This is a genomic window from Streptomyces sp. NPDC052225 (assembly GCF_040679615.1).
Lineage (GTDB): Bacteria > Actinomycetota > Actinomycetes > Streptomycetales > Streptomycetaceae > Streptomyces.
In genome coordinates, this window is record NZ_JBFAVD010000044.1 from 1 (window position 1) to 19,540 (window position 19,540).

General features: G+C 72.8%; 14 protein-coding genes. 8 read left to right on the top strand and 6 right to left on the bottom strand.

Annotated features, from left to right (window positions below):
- Positions 1–98: 98 nt before the first annotated feature.
- A complete protein-coding gene (locus AB0L37_RS36480) occupies positions 99–902 on the bottom strand; it encodes a phosphatase (RefSeq protein ID WP_365515785.1) in 804 nt (267 codons plus the stop codon).
- A gap of 125 nt (positions 903–1,027) precedes the next feature.
- On the opposite strand from AB0L37_RS36480, the gene AB0L37_RS36485 reads away from it, so the two are divergent.
- Entirely contained in the window at positions 1,028–1,741 is a 714-nt protein-coding gene (locus tag AB0L37_RS36485; protein WP_365515788.1) for a winged helix-turn-helix domain-containing protein, read from the top strand.
- A gap of 64 nt (positions 1,742–1,805) precedes the next feature.
- Positions 1,806–2,783 carry a DMT family transporter gene (locus AB0L37_RS36490; protein ID WP_365515790.1) on the top strand — a complete coding sequence of 326 codons (978 nt, stop codon included), beginning with the start codon at positions 1,806–1,808 and terminating at the stop codon, positions 2,781–2,783.
- Here AB0L37_RS36490 and AB0L37_RS36495 read toward each other — a convergent pair.
- Complete coding sequence (locus tag AB0L37_RS36495) at positions 2,780–4,258, bottom strand: PucR family transcriptional regulator (protein WP_365515793.1); 1,479 nt, start codon at positions 4,256–4,258, stop codon at positions 2,780–2,782. The two genes, AB0L37_RS36490 and AB0L37_RS36495, sit on opposite strands and share 4 nt — an antisense overlap.
- Positions 4,259–4,399: 141 nt before the next feature.
- Here AB0L37_RS36495 and AB0L37_RS36500 point away from each other — a divergent pair, with 141 nt between their 5' ends.
- The 3 genes from AB0L37_RS36500 to AB0L37_RS36510 are packed head-to-tail and all read left to right on the top strand — an operon-like array spanning position 4,400 to position 7,855.
- Entirely contained in the window at positions 4,400–5,224 is an 825-nt protein-coding gene (locus tag AB0L37_RS36500; protein WP_365515796.1) for a nitrilase-related carbon-nitrogen hydrolase, read from the top strand.
- A gap of 43 nt (positions 5,225–5,267) precedes the next feature.
- Positions 5,268–6,239, top strand: a complete 972-nt coding sequence (gene speB, locus AB0L37_RS36505; protein ID WP_365515799.1) for an agmatinase — start codon at positions 5,268–5,270, stop codon at positions 6,237–6,239.
- A gap of 35 nt (positions 6,240–6,274) precedes the next feature.
- Positions 6,275–7,855, top strand: coding sequence for a thiamine pyrophosphate-binding protein (locus AB0L37_RS36510; RefSeq protein WP_365515802.1), 1,581 nt, complete (start codon positions 6,275–6,277; stop codon positions 7,853–7,855).
- Positions 7,856–7,859: 4 nt separating this feature from the next.
- Here AB0L37_RS36510 and AB0L37_RS36515 read toward each other — a convergent pair whose 3' ends face one another.
- Together AB0L37_RS36515 and AB0L37_RS36520 are read right to left on the bottom strand one after the other, a co-directional pair.
- Entirely contained in the window at positions 7,860–8,654 is a 795-nt protein-coding gene (locus AB0L37_RS36515; RefSeq protein WP_365515804.1) for an endonuclease, read from the bottom strand.
- Positions 8,655–8,802: 148 nt separating this feature from the next.
- A complete protein-coding gene (locus AB0L37_RS36520) occupies positions 8,803–10,950 on the bottom strand; it encodes a glycosyltransferase family 39 protein (RefSeq protein ID WP_365515807.1) in 2,148 nt (715 codons plus the stop codon).
- Positions 10,951–11,127: 177 nt separating this feature from the next.
- On the opposite strand from AB0L37_RS36520, the gene AB0L37_RS36525 reads away from it, so the two are divergent.
- The 3 genes from AB0L37_RS36525 (at position 11,128) to AB0L37_RS36535 (ending at position 16,876) form a co-directional block, all read left to right on the top strand.
- Positions 11,128–14,835 carry an ABC transporter ATP-binding protein gene (locus tag AB0L37_RS36525; protein ID WP_365515810.1) on the top strand — a complete coding sequence of 1,236 codons (3,708 nt, stop codon included), beginning with the start codon at positions 11,128–11,130 and terminating at the stop codon, positions 14,833–14,835.
- Positions 14,836–14,929: 94 nt separating this feature from the next.
- On the top strand, positions 14,930–15,349 hold the full coding sequence (locus tag AB0L37_RS36530; RefSeq protein WP_365515813.1) for a hypothetical protein: 420 nt from the start codon (positions 14,930–14,932) through the stop codon (positions 15,347–15,349).
- Positions 15,350–15,466: 117 nt separating this feature from the next.
- The gene (locus tag AB0L37_RS36535; protein WP_365515816.1) at positions 15,467–16,876 is read left to right on the top strand and encodes a S28 family serine protease; all 1,410 of its coding nucleotides are present in this window, start codon (positions 15,467–15,469) and stop codon (positions 16,874–16,876) included.
- Positions 16,877–16,952: 76 nt separating this feature from the next.
- On the opposite strand, the gene AB0L37_RS36540 is transcribed toward AB0L37_RS36535, so the two are convergent.
- Positions 16,953–17,576 (bottom strand): hypothetical protein, encoded by a 624-nt coding sequence (locus AB0L37_RS36540; RefSeq protein ID WP_365515818.1) that lies wholly within the window; start codon positions 17,574–17,576, stop codon positions 16,953–16,955.
- A 139-nt stretch (positions 17,577–17,715) separates the two neighbouring features.
- The gene (locus tag AB0L37_RS36545; RefSeq protein WP_365515821.1) at positions 17,716–19,536 is read right to left on the bottom strand and encodes a glycoside hydrolase family 3 protein; all 1,821 of its coding nucleotides are present in this window, start codon (positions 19,534–19,536) and stop codon (positions 17,716–17,718) included.
- Positions 19,537–19,540 lie beyond the last annotated feature (4 nt).

The following is a 19,540-nucleotide window of genomic DNA, read 5'->3' on the forward strand; positions in this document are numbered from 1 at the left end:
TTCCCCGCGCCCCTGGGAAGCTGCGCGCAGCGCATGCTTCAGGGGCGCGGGGAACTGCGCGACCAGCCCCCACCGAAGCCGCAGCCGCCGGACAACCGCTAGTCCAGCAGACCCGCCGCGTCCAGCAGGTACGCCGTCATCGGGTCATAGTGGCGCGGGCTGGTGACATGGTCGTCCAAGGGGACCGTCACCTGCATCGTGCCCTCGGCCTCGCCCACGAACAGCGCCGGGTCGTTGCAGTCCGCGTAACCGACGGAGTCGAGCCCGCGCTGGGCCGCGCAGCCCGCCCAGCCGTGGTCGGCGACGACGAGGTCGGGCAGGGGGCGGCCCTCGTACTCCAGGCCGTCGAGGATGCGGGTCATCGGGTCGGGGGAGTGCGTGTGCCACAGCGTCGCCCCGCGCTCCAGCATCGCCACGTCCGCGAACTGGAAGACCATGCCCTCCTCGGTGGCCAGGCCCTCGGGGATCACGACGATCTCGCAGCCCGCCGCGCGCAGCGCCGCCGCCGTCGCGCGGTGCACGTCGAGCAGCCCGCCGGGGTGGCCCGTCGCGAACAGGACGCTCTGGCGGTCCTCGGCCGCCTTGCGCAGCCGGGCCGCCATCCGCTCCAGGGCGTCGACCGTCAGCTCCGGGTCGATGGTGTCCTGGCCGTAACGGTGCTCCGGGTCGTCGACCACACCGCAGCGCTCCGCCATCACCGCGAGCACGTCCTGCTCGTCGCTCCACCGGTCGCCGAGTTCCAGCCCCAGCCAGAAGTGCCGGTCACCGTTGGCGAGCTTCCGGTAGTGGGAGAGGTTGTTCTCGCGGGGCGTGGCCACATCGCCCGCGATACGGGTGCGGACCAGGTGGTCGATCAGGGCGGCTCGGGTCGGAGTATCACTGGGAATCCCGGGTATCGGCATGCGTCCCATTGTGCCGGGGGCCGCTGGGGGCCCGTGATCGGTTCCGAGGAGTGGGACCACGGGGGCGGGAAGGTCGCCCCGCTGACAGTTCGGTGTTCGCCGAACTCTTGCGGCATGCTGGGGGCATGAATGCCGATGCTGATGCCGTGGCGCCCGCCGCCCGACTCGCCGCCCTGGCCGCCGTGTTCGCCGACGAGACCCGCGCCGCGATCTGCATGGCCCTGCTCGAAGGGCGGGCCTGGAGCGCCGGTGAGCTGAGCCGGATCACGGGCGTCGCCCCCTCCACCGTCAGCGGCCACCTGGCCCGCCTGGTGGACGCGGGCGTCTGTGTCACCGAGCGGCACGGGCGGCACAGTCTCGTGCGCATCGCCGACACCGGCACCGCCCGCCTCGTCGACGCCCTCGCCTCGCACGCGGTCCCCGACCGGGACGCCGCGCACACCGTGCCGGTGGTCGCCGCGCCGGACCCGCTGGCCCGCGCCCGCGTCTGCTACGACCACTTCGCGGGGCGGCTCGGCATGGCCGTGACCGATGCCCTTGAGGAGCGTGAACTGCTGCGTACGGACGGGGTGTTCGAGCTCACCGACGCCGGGCGCGACTGGTTCGGGCGGGCCGGTGTCGACCTGGACCACCACGGTCGCAGGCCGCTCGCGAGTTCCTGCATGGACTGGACGGAGCGCCGCCGCCACCTGGGCGGGGTCGCGGGCGCGCGGCTGTACGCACGTGCTCTGGGGCAGGGCTGGGTCGCGCGTGACGCCGGCCGGGCGCTGCGGGTGACCGACGACGGTGAGCGGGTGCTGCGCGAGCTGCTCGGTCTTACGGCGCAGGCGTGGCGCTGAACGCCGAGACCACCCCGGAGTCATTTCGGTGGACGCCGAAATGTTTTCTCCGTACGCTTCCCGCATGACCTCACGCACCCCGCTCACGTCCCGGAGCGCCCTCACCCCCGGTCTGCTCACGGTCGGCGCCGTCTGTTTCACCGTGTTCGCCTGGGCGTCCGCCTTCGTCTCGATCCGGAGTGCGGGGGCCGCCTACTCGCCGGGCGCGCTCGCCCTCGGCCGGCTGCTCGCCGCCTCCGTCGTGCTCGGCGTGCTGATGCTCGTACGGCGCGAAGGGCTGCCGCCGCGCGGGGCCTGGCGCGGGATCGTGATCTCCGGCGCCGTCTGGTTCGGCGGGTACATGGTCGCGCTGAACTGGGGCGAGCGGCTCGTCGACGCCGGCACCGCCGCGCTCCTGGTCAACGTAGGACCGATCCTGATGGCGCTGCTCGCCGCGCGTCTGCTCGGGGAGGCGCTGCCGCCCCGGCTCGTCGCGGGCATGGCGGTGTCGTTCGGCGGCGCGGTCGTCGTCGGCCTGTCGATGTCCGCCGGTTCGGGCGACACCGAGGGGTCGACCTCGCTGCTCGGCGTCGTGCTCTGCCTGCTCGCCGCGGTGGCGTACGCGACGGGCGTGGTCGCGCAGAAGCCGGCCCTGTCGTACGGCAGCCCGTTGCAGGTGACGATGTTCAGCTGCCTGATCGGCACCGCGGTCTGCCTGCCCTTCGCCGGGCAGCTCGCCGGGGAGGTGTCGCGGGCGCCGATGTCGGCGACGCTGAACATGGTCTACCTGGGCGTCGTACCGACCGCCCTCGCCTTCACCACCTGGACGTACGCCCTGGCCCGCACGCCCGCCGGGAAGATGGGCGCCACGACGTACGCCGTCCCCGCGATCGTCGTCCTGCTGAGCTGGCTGTTCCTCGACGAGGTGCCGGGCTGGCTGACCCTGCTCGGCGGTGTGCTGTGCCTGGCGGGCGTGGCGGTTTCGCGGTCCCGGGCGCGTACGGCTCGTGACTCCCGTACGACTACGGCCACGGCCACCGAACCCGAGAGGGAAGCCGCCTAAGCGCGCCCGGCCGCCCGGCGCGCCCGCAGGGCGAGCCACAGGTCGAAGCGGTCGTCGCCGTCGTCGAGGCGGCGGCCGGTGAGGCGGGCGATCTTGTCGAGGCGGTTGCGGACCGTGTGCCGGTGCAAGGTCAGGGCGCGGGCCGTCTCGTCCCAGGAACAGCCGTGGTCCAGCCACGTCGACAGGGTCAGGGTCAGCGCGCCCGTGGGGTCCGCCGCGTCGAGGGGGCCGAGCAGCGCGTCCGCGTAACCGGTCAGCGCCGAGCGGTCGCCGAGGTCGAGCAGGAGCGCGCTGGACCGGTCGGCGCGGGCCCGCACCGGATGCCCCGCCGTGCGGCTCAGCTCGACCAGTCCGCCCGCCTCGCGCAGCGACGCACCGGCCGCGCCCGGCGGTACGGCCGAGCCGATGCCGGCCGGGCAGCCCGCCGCGAAGTGGGCGAGGGCCGCGTCCAGGTCGACCCCCTCGCCGACGACCGCCTCGACGAGCGTGCCCCGGGTCCGGGTCAGCCCGCCGGGCACCGCGAGCGCGAGGTCGGCGGCCAGTTCGCGCGCGGCCTCGTCGGTCGGCGCCGCCACCGCCACCCCGCACACCGCGTCCGCCGCGAGCCCCGCCCCGCGCAGCACGTCGGCGGCCTGCTCGGCGGTGGTCGACGTGTCGAGGAGCCGGCCGAGCAGGCCCGCCCTGCGCCGCCGCTCCGGCTCGTCGGCGAGATGGCGGCGCTCCAGCTCCAGGGAGAGCAGCGACACCAGGCCGGAGATGAGGAGGCGGGCGTCGGGCCCCGGCTCGCCCGCGAGGACGAGCATGCCGCGCAGCCTGCGCGCGCCCAGCGGCTGCACCTCGAACCCCGGCGCGACCGCGCTGGAGCGCAGCCCGCCGGCCGCGACCCGCCGCACCAGCTCGGCGCTGGCCCCGTCCGGGTCGGGGACACCGCCCGCGATGACCCGGCCGAGCGGGTCGGTGACCTGGGCGCGGATGCCGGTGGCCGCTGCCCACGCGTCCAGGGTCGGGGTCAGGCCGCCCCCTGCCGCGGCCGCCGCCGTCAGCCGGCGCTGCGTCTCGAACGCACTCTCCACGGCGGCCCGCTGCTCGGCGGCCTGCGCCGCGAACACCGCCTTCGTCACCGCGATGAACGGCACCTCCGCGCCGACCGTGAGCAGCGGCAGACCCGCCTCCCGCGCGGCCGTGACCAGCGGCTCCGGTGCCTCCTGGTGCGGCAGGTCGGGCCCGAGGCCGAGCGCGAGCGCGTGCGCGCCCGCCGCCGTCACGTCGTCGACGTAGGCCCGACAGGACGTCACGTCCATCGGCAGCAGCAGTCCGATCGTCATCAGCAGCTCGCCGCCCTGCAACCACGGCCCCGGGCGCACCAGCTCGGAGGCGTGCGCGGCGAGCACCGGGCGGTCGAGGCGCTCGGGGCACGCGGCGACGGACAGATGCAGTTCGGGGCGGTCGACCAGGTCGGACAGGAGCAGCGCCATGCCTTCAGTGTCACCGATGGCGGATGGACGTGATGTCCATGCCTCTGGTCCTGATTCGCCCTGGGGGCGATCGAAGCGGGCGCTCGCCGACGTTACGTTCCTGTACGGACGCCGAGACCCTGGACCCGAGGAGATGCCCGCATGACGACGACCGTGGCGTGTGCGCAGCTGGCCCTCGGGGTCGGCGACGTCGCCGCGAACCTGGCCGCCGCCGAGGAGGCCATCGACGTCGCGGCCGGCGCGGGGGCACGCGTGATCGTGCTGCCCGAGCTCGCCAACAGCGGTTACGTCTTCGCGGACGCCGCCGAGGCGCGGGCGCTCGCCGAACCGGCCGACGGCCCGACCGTCACCGCCTGGTCCGCAGCCGCGCGCCGGCACGGCGTGACCCTCGTGGCGGGCTTCGCCGAGCTCGACGAGGACGGCCTCGTCCGCAACAGCGCCGTCCTCGTCGACCCCACCGGCACCGTCCGCGCCGTCTACCGCAAGGCCCACCTCTTCGGCACCGAGAAGGACTTCTTCGTCCCCGGCGACGCGGCGCCGCCCGTCGTCGACGTCGAGGACGTCGGCCGGATCGGCGTCATGGTCTGTTACGACGTCGAGTTCCCCGAGTGGGTGCGGCGCACGGCCCTCGCCGGTGCCGAGCTGCTGTGCGCGCCCGTCAACTGGCCGCTGTTCCCGCGCCCGGCCGGCGAACGCCCCGGCGAGGTCGTCCGCGTCCAGGCCGATGCCGCCGTGAACCGGATGTACGTCGCCGCCTGCGACCGGGCCGGCGAGGAACGCGGGGTCACCTGGACGGGCGGCTCCGTCATCGTCGACCCCGACGGCTTCCCGCTCGCCGGGCACACCCCGACCGAAGGGCCCGTGCTGCTGCTCGCGTCCTGCGATCTCGCGCAGGCCCGCGACAAGCGGCTCGGCGACCACAACGACGTCTTCGGGGACCGGCGCCCCGAGCTGTACGGATCCTGAGCAACCACACCCCCTGTACGTCAGTTCACGTGAAAGGCACGCCATGACCAGCGAGCACCCCACGCCCCGCGGCCCGATCGACTCGTCCCGGATCCCGCGCTACGCGGGCCCCGCGACCTTCGCCCGGCTGCCCCGCCTGGACGAGGTCGGCACGGCGGACGTCGCCGTCGTGGGCGTGCCCTTCGACACCGGCGTCTCGTACCGCCCCGGCGCCCGCTTCGGCGGCAACGCGATCCGCGAGGCCTCGCGCCTGCTCCGCCCGTACAACCCGGCGCAGGACGCGTCCCCGTTCGCGCTCGCCCAGGTCGCCGACGCCGGTGACATCGCGGCGAACCCGTTCAACATCAACGAGGCCGTCGAGACGATCGAGGCCGCCGCCGACGACCTCCTCGGCACCGGCGCCCGCATGATGACCCTCGGCGGCGACCACACCATCGCGCTGCCGCTCCTGCGCTCCGTCGCCAAGAAGCACGGCCCGGTCGCCCTGCTGCACTTCGACGCGCACCTGGACACCTGGGACACGTACTTCGGCGCCGAGTACACGCACGGCACGCCGTTCCGCCGCGCCGTCGAGGAGGGCATCCTCGACACGTCCGCCCTCTCCCACGTCGGCACCCGCGGCCCGCTCTACGGCAAGCAGGACCTCACGGACGACGAGAAGATGGGCTTCGGCATCGTCACCTCGGCGGACATCTACCGCCGCGGCGCCGACGAGGTCGCCGACCAGCTGCGCCAGCGCATCGGCGACCGCCCGCTGTACATCTCCATCGACATCGACTGCCTCGACCCGGCCCACGCGCCGGGCACCGGGACGCCGGAGGCGGGCGGCATGACGTCCCGCGAGCTCCTGGAGATCCTGCGCGGCCTGGCCTCCTGCAACCTGGTCTCGGCCGACGTCGTCGAGGTGGCGCCCGCGTACGATCACGCGGAGATCACCGCGGTCGCCGCGTCGCACACCGCGTACGAGCTGACGACGATCATGTCGCGGCAGATCGCGGAGGCGCGCACGGCCTGACCCGCGCGCTGCCGAAAGAACTGATGGGAACGCCGATGACCCACGACCACGACCTCGTCCTCAGCCCCACGCCCCGCCAGATCGAGGCGGCGCTCAACCCGCCGCCGGGGCGCACGGGCGGCGACCTGGTCGTGGAGACCCTCGCGGGTCTCGGCGCCTCCACCGTCTTCGGCCTGCCGGGACAGCACGCGCTCGGCCTCTTCGACGCGCTGGGCCGCTGCGACCTGATCCGGTACGTGGGTCTGCGCACGGAGCTGGGCGCCGGGTTCGCGGCGGACGCGTACGGGCGGGTGAGCGGGGAGGTCGCCCCGCTGTTCGTGTCGGCCGGGCCCGGCGCGCTGATGACGCTGCCCGCGCTCCAGGAGGCGGCGGCCGCGTCGGCGCCGGTGCTCGTCGTGGCGAGCCAGGTGCCGGTGGCGGGGCTCGGCGGCGGCCGTCACGGCCATCTGCACGAACTCCGGGACCAGCAGGCGGCGTTCAGGGATGTCGTCAAGTCCGTCCACGCCGTGCGCACCCAGTCGCAGATCCCGTCCGCGATCGCCGAGGCATGGGAGTCGGCGCTGAGCGCGCCGCACGGCCCGGTGTACGTGGAGATCCCGCAGGACGTCCTCCTCGCACCGGCCCGCCTTCCGGCCGTCACGGCGGCCGACGCGACCCCGCACGAACTCGTCCCGCGCCCCGAACTCACCGCCGTGGCCGCCCACTTGCTGGCGAACGCGGCCCGCCCCGTGATCATCGCGGGCGGCGGTGTCGTACGCGCCGACGCGGCGGGCAAGCTGAAGGCGCTGGCGGAGAAGGTGTCGGCGCCGGTCGTGTGCACGTACGGCGGCAAGGGCGCGTTCCCCCGGACCCACCCGCTCTCCCTGCGCACGTGGCCGGACGACCGCCGCGTGACGGACTTCCTGGAGGACGCCGACGTCGTCCTGGCCGTCGGCACGGGCCTCGGCGAGCTGACCACGCACGGCCACGCCTTCGCGCCGCGCGGCCAGGTGATCCAAGTCGACGCGGACGCGGGCAAGTTGGAGGCGAACCACCCCGCCCTCGGCATCCACGCGGACGCCCGCCTCGCACTCCAGGCACTCCTGGAGACGGTCGAGCCCCGCCCGGACGACCAGGCGCCGGCCCGGGTCGCGCAGCTCCTGGCCGCTGCCGCCCCCGAACAGGACCCGGAACAGGCCCTGTTGACGTCGATCCGCGAGGCACTCCCGCCCCGCGCCGCCTCCTTCTGGGACCTGACCCCCCTGACGGCCCGCGCCTGGACGTCCTGGCCGGGAGCGATGCACTCGGCGCAGGGCGCGGGCGCCCCGGGCTACGCCTTCCCGGCCGCCCTCGGGGCCGCCGTCGCCGACCCGACGACCCCGGTCCTCGCGGTCTCCGACACCACGACAGCGCTCCACACGATCGCCGAACTGGCCACGGCCCGGCAGGAGTCGCTGAACGTGACGTGGCTGATCGTCGAGGGGACGGAGGGCGCCCCGGACTTCACGGCACTCGCCGAGTCGTTCGCCGTGCCCGCGGTCCGCGCGTCCCCGGACTCCCTGCGTGAGGACCTCACGACGGCACTGAAGGCGCCGGGCCCGCGGGTGGTCGTCCTGCCCGCGGCCCCGCGCCCGTGAGCCGCTACCAGATCGCCTCGACCCACTCCGGGTGGTCGATGAACGGGTTGCGGTTGTGCTGGTACGTGTCGTAGATGACCTGGTTGCGCTTCTCCTCGAAGGCGCTCGGCGGGTCCTCGTCGCTCCACTGCTTGAGCACGGCGAGCTTGCCCATGTACGGGTTGCTGCCGTTGTTCACCGACTCGTTGGGCTCCAGGTCGGCGAAGCCGTCGTCGCCCTCGTAGCGCACCGCCATGTAGAGGATCATGCGCGCCACGTCGCCCTTGTCCGCGTCGCGCGGCTCGAAGGAGTCGGTGTCGGTGAGGCTGCCGCCGCCGTTCGTGACGGCGCTGCCGCCGTTGTCGAAGTCCTTGTTGCCGCGGATGCTGTTGACCTGGACGTCGGCGGGGCGCAGGTGGTGCAGGTCCGTGCCGGGGCCCGTCACCTCGCCGAAGTCGCCGTGGGACTTGGCCCAGGTGTGCTCGCGGTTCCAGTCGCCGAGGTCACCGCCGTTGAGGGACTTGGCGCGCGAGACGCCGCTGTACAGCAGGATCACGTTGTTGCTGTTGTTCGGGTCCTGGTCGGTGACCATCAGGGCGTTCCAGACCGCGGAGTACGAGATCTTGGTCTGGCTGCTGATGATCGTGTGCAGCGACGACTTGAGGCTCGTGCCGGTCTTGCCGATCGCGTTCTTGTAGTACGTCGAGTCGTACGCGGTGGTCGTCGCGGAGGCGGGGGCCGCGGTGGTCATGGGGAGGGCTACGGCCGCCATCAGCGCGGCCGCGGCGAGAGCGGCGGTGCGTATGTGGGTTCCGGGCATGGGGGGTGTCCGTCCGATCTACGCGGGTTGAATGAGGGGCAACCCGCGTAGAGTGACATGGACACGTAGAGTTTGGATGAACATTTTGCGTCAGTTGTGTGACACGGGAACGGCCCCTGACGCAGCGTCAAGGGCCATTCTGTGGTGGTTACTTCACGTCTGACGGGTCCAGTCGGTAGAGCGACGGGGACGCGTCCGACGACGCGCCTGACGACGAACTCCTGCTGTACTCGCTCGCCTTCACCGCCGTGCCGTGCTTCTTCACCCACGCGGTCACGGCGGAGCTGACGTCGTTGCCCCCGCCCATGCCGTTCTCGCCGACCTGGATGTAGTGCAACTGTCCGCCCCTCACCAACTGCTTGAGCTTGGCGACGGTCATGCCCTTGTCCGAGCCGGAGAAGCCGTACATGGAGATGACGGGCTTCTTCGTGCTGAGGATGATCTGCGCGGCGGACTGCGAATTGGACACCGCGAGCAGCCACTTGGCGCCGTCCTGGTGCTTCTCCAGGTATGCGATCAGGTCACTGTCGACGCTGCCGCCCATGCCGCCCATGCCACTCATTCCGTCCGTGCCGCCTCCGCCGCGTGTTTCTCCGCCGCCGGGCATGTCTCCGCCGCTGGGCGTCTCACCGCCGCTGGGCGTATCACCACCGCCCGGCATCTGTCCGCCGCCGGGCATCTCGCCCGAGCCGTTCGGAGGCGTGAACCCGCCCTTCCGGCCGTCCGGCATCCCGCCCCCGCCCGGGAAGCCGCCACGGTCGCCGCCGCCACCGCCTCCGGGGCCGCCCGTTCCGCCGCTCCCCGTCGTGGGCCCGGCCGTCGGATTCGTCCCGCCCATACCGCCGCCCCCGCCGGACGCGAACGGCTCGGCGAAGGAGTACGCCGCCGGGCCCGCCACCGACGCGACGACCGCGGCCGCGACCGCCGCCGCGAACAGCCGCAGCCGGTGGCCCGTCGCCGTACGGAAGACGAGCAGGCCCGTGATCGCCAGCGCCGTCACCACGAGGACCAGTGGCCACAGCCAGCCGTTCCAGCCGGACGCGCGGCGCAGCAGCACGGCCGCCCAGATGCCGGTCACGCCGAGCGCACCGGGCAGCACCCACGCCCACCGCCTGTCCGCGCGGAAGGCGCGCAGCAGCATCACGCCGCCGCCTCCGCACAGCGCCGCGACGCCCGGGGCGACGGCGGTCGTGTAGTACGGGTGCATGGTGCCTTCGGCGGTGGCGAAGGTGACGTAGTGCAGCAGGAGCCAGCCGCCCCACAGGACGAGCGCGGCGCGGGTGAGGTCGGCGCGCGGGGCGCGGCCGCGCAGGACAAGGCCGCCGGCCAGCGCGATCGCCGCGAACGGGATCAGCCACGAGATCTGGCCGCCGAGGGTGTCGTTGAAGAGGCGGCCGAGGCCCGCACTGCCGGAGAAGCTGCCGCCCCCGCCCCCGCCGTTGCCCTCGCCGCCGAGGATCCGGCCGAGGCCGTTGTAGCCCATGATCAGGTCCCAGGCGGAGCCGTCCGTCGAGCCGCCGATGTACGGGCGCTCGGACGCGGGCACCAGGGACACGGCCGTCGCCCACCAGAAGCTGGACACGGCGAGGACGACGGCCGCGAGGGCCAGGTTGCGGGCCTTCTTCGCCCAGCCCAGGCGGGACGCGTACACGTACACCGCGAAGACGACCGGCAGGGCGATGTAGCCCTGGAGCATCTTCGTGTTGAACGCGAGGCCGAAGCAGGCCGCCGACGCGAGCAGCGGGAGCAGCCTGCCGTCACGGGTGGCGCGCAGCGCGAGGGCCGCGCCGCCCACCATGAGGAGCACCAGGACGGTGTCCGGGTTGTTGTCGCGGTTGATGGCGACGGTGATCGGGGTGAGCGCGAGGACGAGCGCGGCGATCGCCGCGGCCGCGTGGCCCCACACCCGCTTCACGGACGAGTGCAGGATCCAGATCGTGCCGAGCCCGGCCGCGATCTGCGGCACCATCATCTGCCACGTGCCGAAGCCGAGGACCCGGCAGAACAGGCTCATCACCATCAGGGCGAACGGCGGCTTGTCCACCGTCAGGAAGTTCCCGGCGTCGATGGAGCCGAAGAACCAGGCCTTCCAGCTCTGCGTGCCGCTGTAGATCGCGGCGCTGTAGAAGCTGTTCAGGCCGTTGCCGGACAGGTGCACGGCGTAGAGCACCGCGGCGAGCGCGAGGGTCGCGAGCAGCGCGGGCAGCGACCAGCGCGGGGCGCGGTGCGCGGTCGGCGCGGCCGTCGGCGGCGGCGGTGCGGGGGCGTGGGGAAGCGGTTCGGTCGCGGAGGTCACCCGTGAAAGGTGCACGGCCCGGGTGGGCGGGGGCTGTGGCGTGCCTGGGCACTGCCTGTGAGTGCCGGGGCGGGCCCCCGATTGTTGCGGCGGGATGAAATCCGCCCCGCCCCGTGTTGGTCATCACGGCACATCAGCAGGTGAGTGACAGCAGTGGGTGGACGAGAGGCGGCAGGCGTGGCGGAGCGACGGGGCTGGGCGAAGCGGCTGTGGGGGTACGCCATGCGCTACCCCAAGGACGTCTTCCTCGCGCTCGGGGCCTCCCTCGGCGGCATGGCCGTCATGGCGCTGGTCCCGCTGATCACCAAGGTGATCATCGACGACGTGATCGGCGACCACTCCCGCTCCATGGGGGTGTGGGCGGGCGTTCTCATAGCCGCGGCCGTCGTCGTGTACGTGCTGACCTACATCCGCCGGTACTACGGCGGCCGGCTCGCTCTCGACGTCCAGCACGACCTGCGCACCGAGATGTACGGGACGATCACGAAGCTCGACGGGCGGCGTCAGGACGAGCTGTCGACCGGGCAGGTCGTCGGCCGTGCCACCAGCGACCTCCAGCTGATCCAGGGCCTGCTCTTCATGCTCCCGATGACCATCGGGAACGTGCTGCTCTTCCTCATCTCCCTGGTGATCATGGCGTGGCTGTCGCTGCCGCTGACCCTGGTCGCGCTCGCCGTCGCCCCCGCCCTCTGGTTCATCGCCAAGCGCTCCCGCTCCCGCCTCCACCCCGCCACCTGGTACGCGCAGGCGCAGGCCGCCGCCGTCGCGGGTGTCGTCGACGGCGCCGTCAGCGGCGTACGCGTCGTGAAGGGGTTCGGGCAGGAGGACCAGGAGACCGGGAAGCTGCGGGAGGTCGGGCGGAAGCTGTTCGCCGGGCGGCTGCGCACGATCCGGCTGAACTCGAAGTTCACCCCCGCCCTCCAGGCCGTCCCCGCCCTCGGGCAGGTCGCCATGCTGGCCCTGGGCGGCTGGCTCGCCGTGCGCGGGCAGATCACGCTCGGCACGTTCGTCGCCTTCTCCTCGTACCTCGCGCAGCTCGTCGGCCCGGTCCGCATGCTCGCCATGGTGCTCACCGTCGGGCAGCAGGCCCGGGCCGGTGTCGAGCGCGTCCTGGAACTCATCGACACGGAGCCGTCCCTGACCGACGGCACGAAGGAACTGCCCGCCGACGCTCCGGCGACCGTCGAGTTCGACGACGTGTCCTTCGAGTACGCCGGTGCCGAGCGGCCCGTCCTCGACGGGCTCTCCTTCGAGATCCGGGCGGGCGAGACCCTCGCCGTCGTCGGCTCCTCCGGCTCCGGCAAGTCCACCGTCTCGCTGCTGCTGCCCCGCTTCTACGACGTCTCGCACGGCGCCGTCCTCGTCGGCGGCCACGACGTGCGCGAGCTGACCCTCACCTCGCTGCGCGCGGCGATCGGGCTCGTGCCCGAGGACTCGTTCCTGTTCTCGGACTCGATCCGCAACAACATCGCGTACGGGGTTCCGGACGCCACGGACGAGCAGATCGTGGCGGCGGCGCGCGCGGCGCAGGCCGACCGGTTCATCGCCGAGCTGCCCGAGGGCTACGACACCAAGGTCGGCGAGCACGGGCTCACGCTCTCCGGCGGCCAGCGCCAGCGCGTCGCGCTCGCCCGTGCCATCCTCACCGACCCGCGCCTGCTCGTCCTCGACGACGCCACCTCCGCCGTGGACGCCCGCGTCGAGCACGAGATCCACGAGGCCCTGCGCGGCGTGATGGCCGGCCGGACCACGCTCCTCATCGCCCACCGCCGCTCCACCCTCGGCCTCGCCGACCGCATCGCCGTCCTCGACGGCGGGCGGCTCGCCGCGATCGGCACGCACGAGGAGCTGGAGGCCGGCTCCCCGCTCTACCGGCGCCTGCTGACCGACCCCGACGAGCTGGGCGGCGTCTCGCCCGGCCACGCCGTGGCGCAGGCCCCCGCCGAGGACACCTCCGTACGGGACGAACTCGACGCCGAGTTCGACGCCGAGCGCGGGGTCACGCCCCGGCTGTGGACCGGCGACCGCGAGCCCAAGGACACCGCCCTCGCCGGGATGCCCGCGACGCCGGAGCTCCTGGCCCAGGTCGACGCGCTGCCGCCGGCCGTCGACACCCCCGACATCGACGAGGCGCGGGCCGCCACGCCCGAGGAGTCGTACGGGCTCCGCCGCCTGCTGCGCGGATTCGGGGCGCCGCTGCTCATCAGCCTCGCCCTGGTCGCGGTGGACGCGGGCGTCGGCCTGCTGCTGCCCGTCCTCATCCGGCACGGCATCGACGAAGGCGTCACGCAGCTCGCGCTCGGCGCGGTCTGGGCCGCGGCGGCGCTCGGGCTCGTCGCCGTCCTCGTGCAGTGGGCGGCACAGATCGGCGAGACCCGCATGACGGGCCGCACCGGCGAGCGCGTCCTGTACTCGCTGCGCCTGAAGATCTTCGCCCAGCTCCAGCGGCTCGGACTCGACTACTACGAGCGGGAACTCACCGGCCGGATCATGACCCGTATGACGACGGACGTCGACGCGCTGTCGACGTTCCTTCAGACGGGCCTGGTCACGGCGTTCGTCTCGGTCGTCACGTTCTTCGGCATCATGGTCGCCCTGCTCGTCATCGACGTGCAGCTCGCGCTCGTCGTGTTCGCGACGCTGCCGCCGCTCATCATCGGCACGTTCTTCTTCCGCCGCTCCAGCGTGAAGGCGTACGAGCTGGCGCGCGAGCGCGTCTCCGTCGTCAACGCCGAGCTTCAGGAGACCGTCGCCGGGCTGCGCATCGTGCAGGCGTTCCGGCGCGAGCACGACGGCGGGCGGCGGTTCGCCGAGCACAGCGACAGCTACCGTGCCGCGCGCATCCGCGGCCAGTTCCTGATCTCGGTGTACTTCCCGTTCGTGCAGCTCCTGTCGTCGGTGGCGGCCGCGTCCGTCCTGATGGTCGGCGCGCACCGGGTCGACGCGGGCACCCTCACCACGGGCGCGCTCGTCGCCTACCTCCTCTACATCGACCTGTTCTTCGCCCCCGTGCAGCAGCTCTCCCAGGTCTTCGACGGCTACCAGCAGGCGACCGTCTCCCTCGGCCGCATCCAGGAACTGCTGCGCGAGCCGACCTCCACGAAGGCGGCCCGCGAACCCCTCGACGTGCTCTCGCTGCGCGGCGAGATCGCCTTCGAGGACGTCGACTTCGCGTACGGAGAGGACGAGGCGGCCCTGAACGACGTACGGCTGCACATCCCCGCGGGCCAGACCGTCGCCTTCGTCGGCGAGACCGGCGCGGGCAAGTCGACGCTGGTCAAGCTGGTCGCCCGGTTCTACGACCCGACCGGCGGCAAGGTCACCGTCGACGGCACCGACCTGCGCGACCTCGACCTCACGGCGTACCGGCACCGGCTCGGCGTCGTCCCGCAGGAGGCGTACCTCTTCCAGGGCACGATCCGCGACGCCATCGCCTACGGCCGCCCCGACGCCACCGACGCCCAGGTCGAGGCGGCGGCCCGCGCGGTCGGCGCGCACGAGATGATCGCGACGCTGGAGGGCGGCTACCTGCACGAGGTCGCCGAGCGCGGCCGCAACCTGTCGGCCGGCCAGCGCCAGCTGATCGCGCTGGCCCGCGCCGAACTCGTCGACCCCGACATCCTCCTCCTCGACGAGGCGACCGCAGCCCTCGACCTCGCCACCGAGGCCCAGGTCAACCAGGCCACGGACCGCATCGCGGGCCGCCGCACGACCCTCGTCGTCGCCCACCGCCTCACCACGGCGGCCCGCGCGGACCGCGTCGTCGTCATGGACCACGGCCGCGTGGCCGAGGACGGCACCCACGAGGAACTCCTGGCCCGCGACGGAAAGTACGCGGCGCTGTGGCGCACGTTCGTGGGGGAGGACGCGACGGCTGCCGCGTGAGCGGGGGCTCCGGGTGGGGCTGATGCAACCATCGGCCCCGCATGTCGCGTCCGTTCATCAGTACGCTGGGGACGCTGTGACGGGAGGGGCTGCGATGCGAAGAGGTGACGACGACGGCATACGTGACGTACGCCGGCCACGCCGCGTCCTCGCGCTCGCCCTGTCCGCGCTGGTCGGCGCCGGGCTGCTCGTCGTGGGCGGGCCCGGGGCGGGCGGGGCGCAGGCCGCCTCGCTGTGCGGCGGGCACAAGGTCCGCACCCTGACCTTCGCCACCGGCCGCACGGTCGTCTACAAGAAGCGCGACTACATCTGCGCCGTCACCTACGCCGAGCGCACCGGACGCCGCCAGACCATGGCGGTCAGCGTCCAGGCGCGCGGCAGCCGCGCCGTCGTCGACGAGGGCCGCTACACCCACCACGCCGGACCCGTCACCGTGCACACCGGCCACCGCTGGGTGCGTGTGAAGGGCAGGGTCGGCGGCGCGTCCCGCAGCTCGGGCTGGGTCAAATTCTGAGGCAACTCCCGGGACGAAACGGGCTGTTGCGCTGAGCGGACACCAAGCACCCCTGGTGGTACGCGAGTTGCTCCGATAGCTTCCGGAGCGCATCTGTGTATCTCCAGGGGAGGGTGCATGCGCAAAGCGCTCAGATGGCTGCTGTCGCTCGTGGTGCTCATAGGCACCGTGAGTGCGGCCGGGGTCTCGACGGCGGCGGCCGTCGAACAGCCCGCGACCGCCGCGGCCACAGACATCAAGGATCGGCTCCTCGCCATACCCGGCATGAGCCTGATCGAGGAGAAGCCGTACACCGGCTACCGCTACTTCGTCCTCAACTACACCCAGCCGATCGACCACAAGCACCCGTCCAAGGGCACGTTCCAGCAGCGCATCACCGTGCTGCACAAGGACGTCAGCCGCCCGACGGTCATGTTCACCAGCGGCTACAACGTCTCGACGAACCCCTCGCGCAGTGAGCCGACGCGGATCGTCGACGGCAACCAGGTCTCCGTCGAGTACCGCTTCTTCACGCCGTCCCGGCCGCAGCCCGCCGACTGGTCCAAGCTCGACATCTGGCAGGCGGCCAGCGACCAGCACCGCATCTACCAGGCGCTGAAGCCGATCTACGGCCAGAACTGGCTGACCACCGGAGGCTCGAAGGGCGGCATGACCGCCACCTACTACGAGCGCTTCTACCCGCGCGACATGGACGGCGTCGTCGCCTACGTCGCCCCCAACGACGTCGTCGACAAGGAGGACTCCGCGTACGACACCTTCCTCGCGAACGTCGGCCCCGAGGCCTGCCGGGTCGCGCTCCAGAAGGTGCAGCGCGAGACGCTCGTACGGCGTGACGCGCTGGAGACGAAGTACAAGGAGTACCTCGCCGCCAACAACTACACCGTGAACACGGTCGGTTCGCTGGACAAGGCGTACGAGGCGACCGTCCTCGACCTGTTCTGGGGCTTCTGGCAGTACCAGCCGGAGTCCGCCTGCGCCGACGTCCCGGACGCCGCGACCGTCACCGACCAGGCGCTCTTCGACTACGTCGACGAGGTCGGCGGCTGGTCCTCGTACGCCGACCAGGGCCTGACCCAGTACACGCCGTACTACTACCAGGCCGGCACCCAGCTCGGTTCGCCCGACATCAAGCAGCCCTGGCTCGCGGACCTGTCGCGCTACGGCTACCAGCCGCCCCGCAACTTCGTGCCGCGCGACATCCCCATGAAGTTCCAGCCGTGGGTGATGCGCGACGTCGACACGTGGGTGCGTCACCACGCCCACCACATGCTGTACGTCTACGGCGACAACGACCCGTGGGGCGCGGAGCGCTTCCGCCTCGGGGCCGGAGCCCGCGACGCGTACGTCCTGACCGCGCCGCACGCCAACCACGGCGCCAACGTGGCGGGCCTGAAGGCCGACGACAAGGCCCTCGCCACCTCGCGGATCCTCGCGTGGGCGGGTCTGTCCGGTACGACGGCCAAGGCGCCGCGCGACGCGAAGCTCGACCGGGTCGACGGGGCACGGGAGCTGAAGCTCCGCCCGTGATGCCGGAGCAGTGACGGGGGAGCGGTGACAGGGGAGGGGGCGCACGCGGGTGCGCCCCCTCCCTCGCGTCTGCCGGTCACAGCTTCACCGCGCAGCCGACGGGCTCGGCCCCGCCCAGGGTCACGTACAGGGACGTCGACGGCGGGCACGCCGAGCGGGCGGTGACCGCCTTCGTGACCCGGTACTGCGGTGCCCGCTCGCCCGAGCCGTCGCACTCCGTCTCGCGGACCTGCCCGGTGCCCGCCGAGTACACGCAGTCGCCGACGACCGTGCGCGGCCCGCCCCCGCCGCCCGGGTCGCCGGGGTGCGGCGCCTCCAGGTTGCGCATGCAGGCGTAGCCCTGGGCGACCGCCCCGTCCCCGTTCTCGTCCGAGGCCGGGCGGTTCTCGCTGATGTGCAGGACGAAGTCGGTGGCGGCCGGGCAGGCCGGGCCGTCCGACGGCAGGCCTTCATAGCGTGCGACGACCTTGGCGACGGCCCGCTCGCTGCTGCACGGCACCTCGTTGAACGACGTGCGCCCGCGTGAACTGCACTCGTCCACCGCCAGGAACACCGCCCCGTACCCGGACGGCGACCGCAGCGGACGCGGCGACGTCGGGCTCCCTCCGTCGTCCGGCGGATCCGACGACCCCTGACACCCCACCAGCGCGAGCGTCAGCATCGACGCCGCGCACACCACCCCGACCGTCCGCGCAAGCATGGCAATCCCCCCGATATACGCACCTAGCGTGACCCGCGGAAGCGGGCGCACGCCAGGTGTGCAAGGGGCTTTGCGCCAGTTGGAGGTGGCGTGCGCGGTGCGCGGCGTACGCCGGGTGCGTTCGGTTCAGTACCGCCCGTCAGTACGTCAGGCCGTAGCCGATCGGGTAGAGCACCTGTGTCGGGTCGTCGGCCTTCTGCACGGGGACGGGCAGCTTCCCTCGCGGCTCGGCCTCGCCCGCGATGACCCGTACCGCGGCCCGCAGTTCGACGTCGATCCACGAGTACGCCGCCACATGCGCGTCCGAAGCGCCCAGCTGGGCCACGTCGTACGGGTTGCGCATCGACAGCGTGACGACGGGGACGCCGGTCGCGGCGACGGCGTTCACCAGGGACTGCTGCGCGCTGCCCGCCCCCACGTTGTAGGTGCCGATGACCGCCGCGTCCTTGCCCTGCGCGGCCGCCACCGCCTGCGCGATCGTCGCCTGGCTCGGCGCGGTCCCGGTCGCCAGCACCGTCGCGGTGAAGCCGAGTTCGGTCAGGGCGGCGCCGATGACGGTGGTCGGCGGGCCGTCGCTGAGCGAGGGCGACGCCGGGTTGGCCCCGAGCACCAGGACGTTCTTGTGCGTGGCCGGGGCGAGCGGGAGCAGCCCCTCCTTGTTCACGAGGAGGGTGGTGGTCCGCTCGGCGATGCGGTCGGCGGCGGCCAGGTGCGCGGCCGTCCCCACCGTGCGGTCGACGCCGCGATGCGTGACGTACGGCTCCTTGAACAGTCCCAGCTTCGCCTTCAGGCGCAGGATCCGCAGGATCGACTCGTCGAGCCGAGCCTCGGCCAGCTCGCCGCCGCGCACGGCATTGAGCACCGCGTTCCACGACACGTCCAGCTTGGGCGGGTTGAGGAGCTGGTCGACGCCCGCCTTGAGGGCGAGGACGGGGACGCGCTCGTCGCCGTACTTCGTCCGTACGCCCTCCATGCCGAGCGAGTCGGTGACGACGACGCCGTCGTAGCCGAGCTCCTCGCGCAGGATGCCGGTGAGGATGGGGTGCGAGAGCGTCGCCGGGTCCTCGGCCGGGTCCAGGGCCGGTACGACGATGTGGGCCGTCATGATCGAGTCGATGCCGGCGGCGATCGCGGCCTCGAACGACGGCTTGTCGAGCCGCTCCCACTGCTCGCGCGTGTGCGTGATGACCGGCAGGCCGGTGTGGGAGTCGGTGGCGGTGTCGCCATGTCCCGGGAAATGCTTGGCGGTTGAGGCGATCCCGGCCGACTGGTAGCCCTTGACCTGGGCGGCGACCATCCCGGCGACAGCCTGCGGGTCGGCGCCGAAGGAGCGGACGCCGATGACGGGGTTGGCCGGGTTGACGTTCACGTCGGCGTCGGGCGCGTAGTCCTGCACGATGCCGACGGACCGCAGCTCGGCACCGGCGATCTGCCCCGCCTTGCGGGCGTCGGCGTGCGAGCCGCCCGCGCCGAGGGCCATCGCGCCGGGGAACAGGGTGGCGGGCTTGCCGACCCGGCAGACGATGCCGTGCTCCTGGTCGGTGGCGATCAACAACGGTACGCGGGACGGCTGTCGGAGCCCGGCCTTCTGGATCCCGTTGCTGAGGTCGGCGATCTGGTGCGGGTCGCGGACGTTGTGCGCCCACGCGAAGTAGATGATGCCGCCGAGCTTGTACTTGTCGATCAGCTCGGCGGCGGTACGGACGCCGATCTCCTTGAGGTTGGCGTCGATGTCGGCCTGGTCGGGGGCGGTGGCCGAGTGGCCGTACACCCGCATCACGAAGAGCTGGCCGACCTTCTCCTCCAGGGACATCCCGGAGATGAGCTTCCTGAGGGCCTTGTCGGAGGGGGCCGAGGCCTGAGCGGGCACGGCACTCAGGGCGGTGGCGGCGACACCGGCGGTGGCGGCGGCGAGCAGCGTACGTCTGGAGAAACCCTTGCTGGACTGACGGTGGCGCACTTGC

Coding starts and splice junctions, on each gene's coding strand:
- AB0L37_RS36500 (WP_365515796.1), top strand. CDS start 4,400: ATGACGACGACCGTGGCGTGTGCGCAGCTGGCCCTCGGGGTCGGCGAC.
- AB0L37_RS36515 (WP_365515804.1), bottom strand. CDS start 8,654: ATGCCCGGAACCCACATACGCACCGCCGCTCTCGCCGCGGCCGCGCTG.
- AB0L37_RS36485 (WP_365515788.1), top strand. CDS start 1,028: ATGAATGCCGATGCTGATGCCGTGGCGCCCGCCGCCCGACTCGCCGCC.
- AB0L37_RS36495 (WP_365515793.1), bottom strand. CDS start 4,258: ATGGCGCTGCTCCTGTCCGACCTGGTCGACCGCCCCGAACTGCATCTG.
- AB0L37_RS36480 (WP_365515785.1), bottom strand. CDS start 902: ATGCCGATACCCGGGATTCCCAGTGATACTCCGACCCGAGCCGCCCTG.
- AB0L37_RS36530 (WP_365515813.1), top strand. CDS start 14,930: ATGCGAAGAGGTGACGACGACGGCATACGTGACGTACGCCGGCCACGC.
- AB0L37_RS36535 (WP_365515816.1), top strand. CDS start 15,467: ATGCGCAAAGCGCTCAGATGGCTGCTGTCGCTCGTGGTGCTCATAGGC.
- speB (WP_365515799.1), top strand. CDS start 5,268: ATGACCAGCGAGCACCCCACGCCCCGCGGCCCGATCGACTCGTCCCGG.
- AB0L37_RS36540 (WP_365515818.1), bottom strand. CDS start 17,576: ATGCTTGCGCGGACGGTCGGGGTGGTGTGCGCGGCGTCGATGCTGACG.
- AB0L37_RS36510 (WP_365515802.1), top strand. CDS start 6,275: ATGACCCACGACCACGACCTCGTCCTCAGCCCCACGCCCCGCCAGATC.
- AB0L37_RS36490 (WP_365515790.1), top strand. CDS start 1,806: ATGACCTCACGCACCCCGCTCACGTCCCGGAGCGCCCTCACCCCCGGT.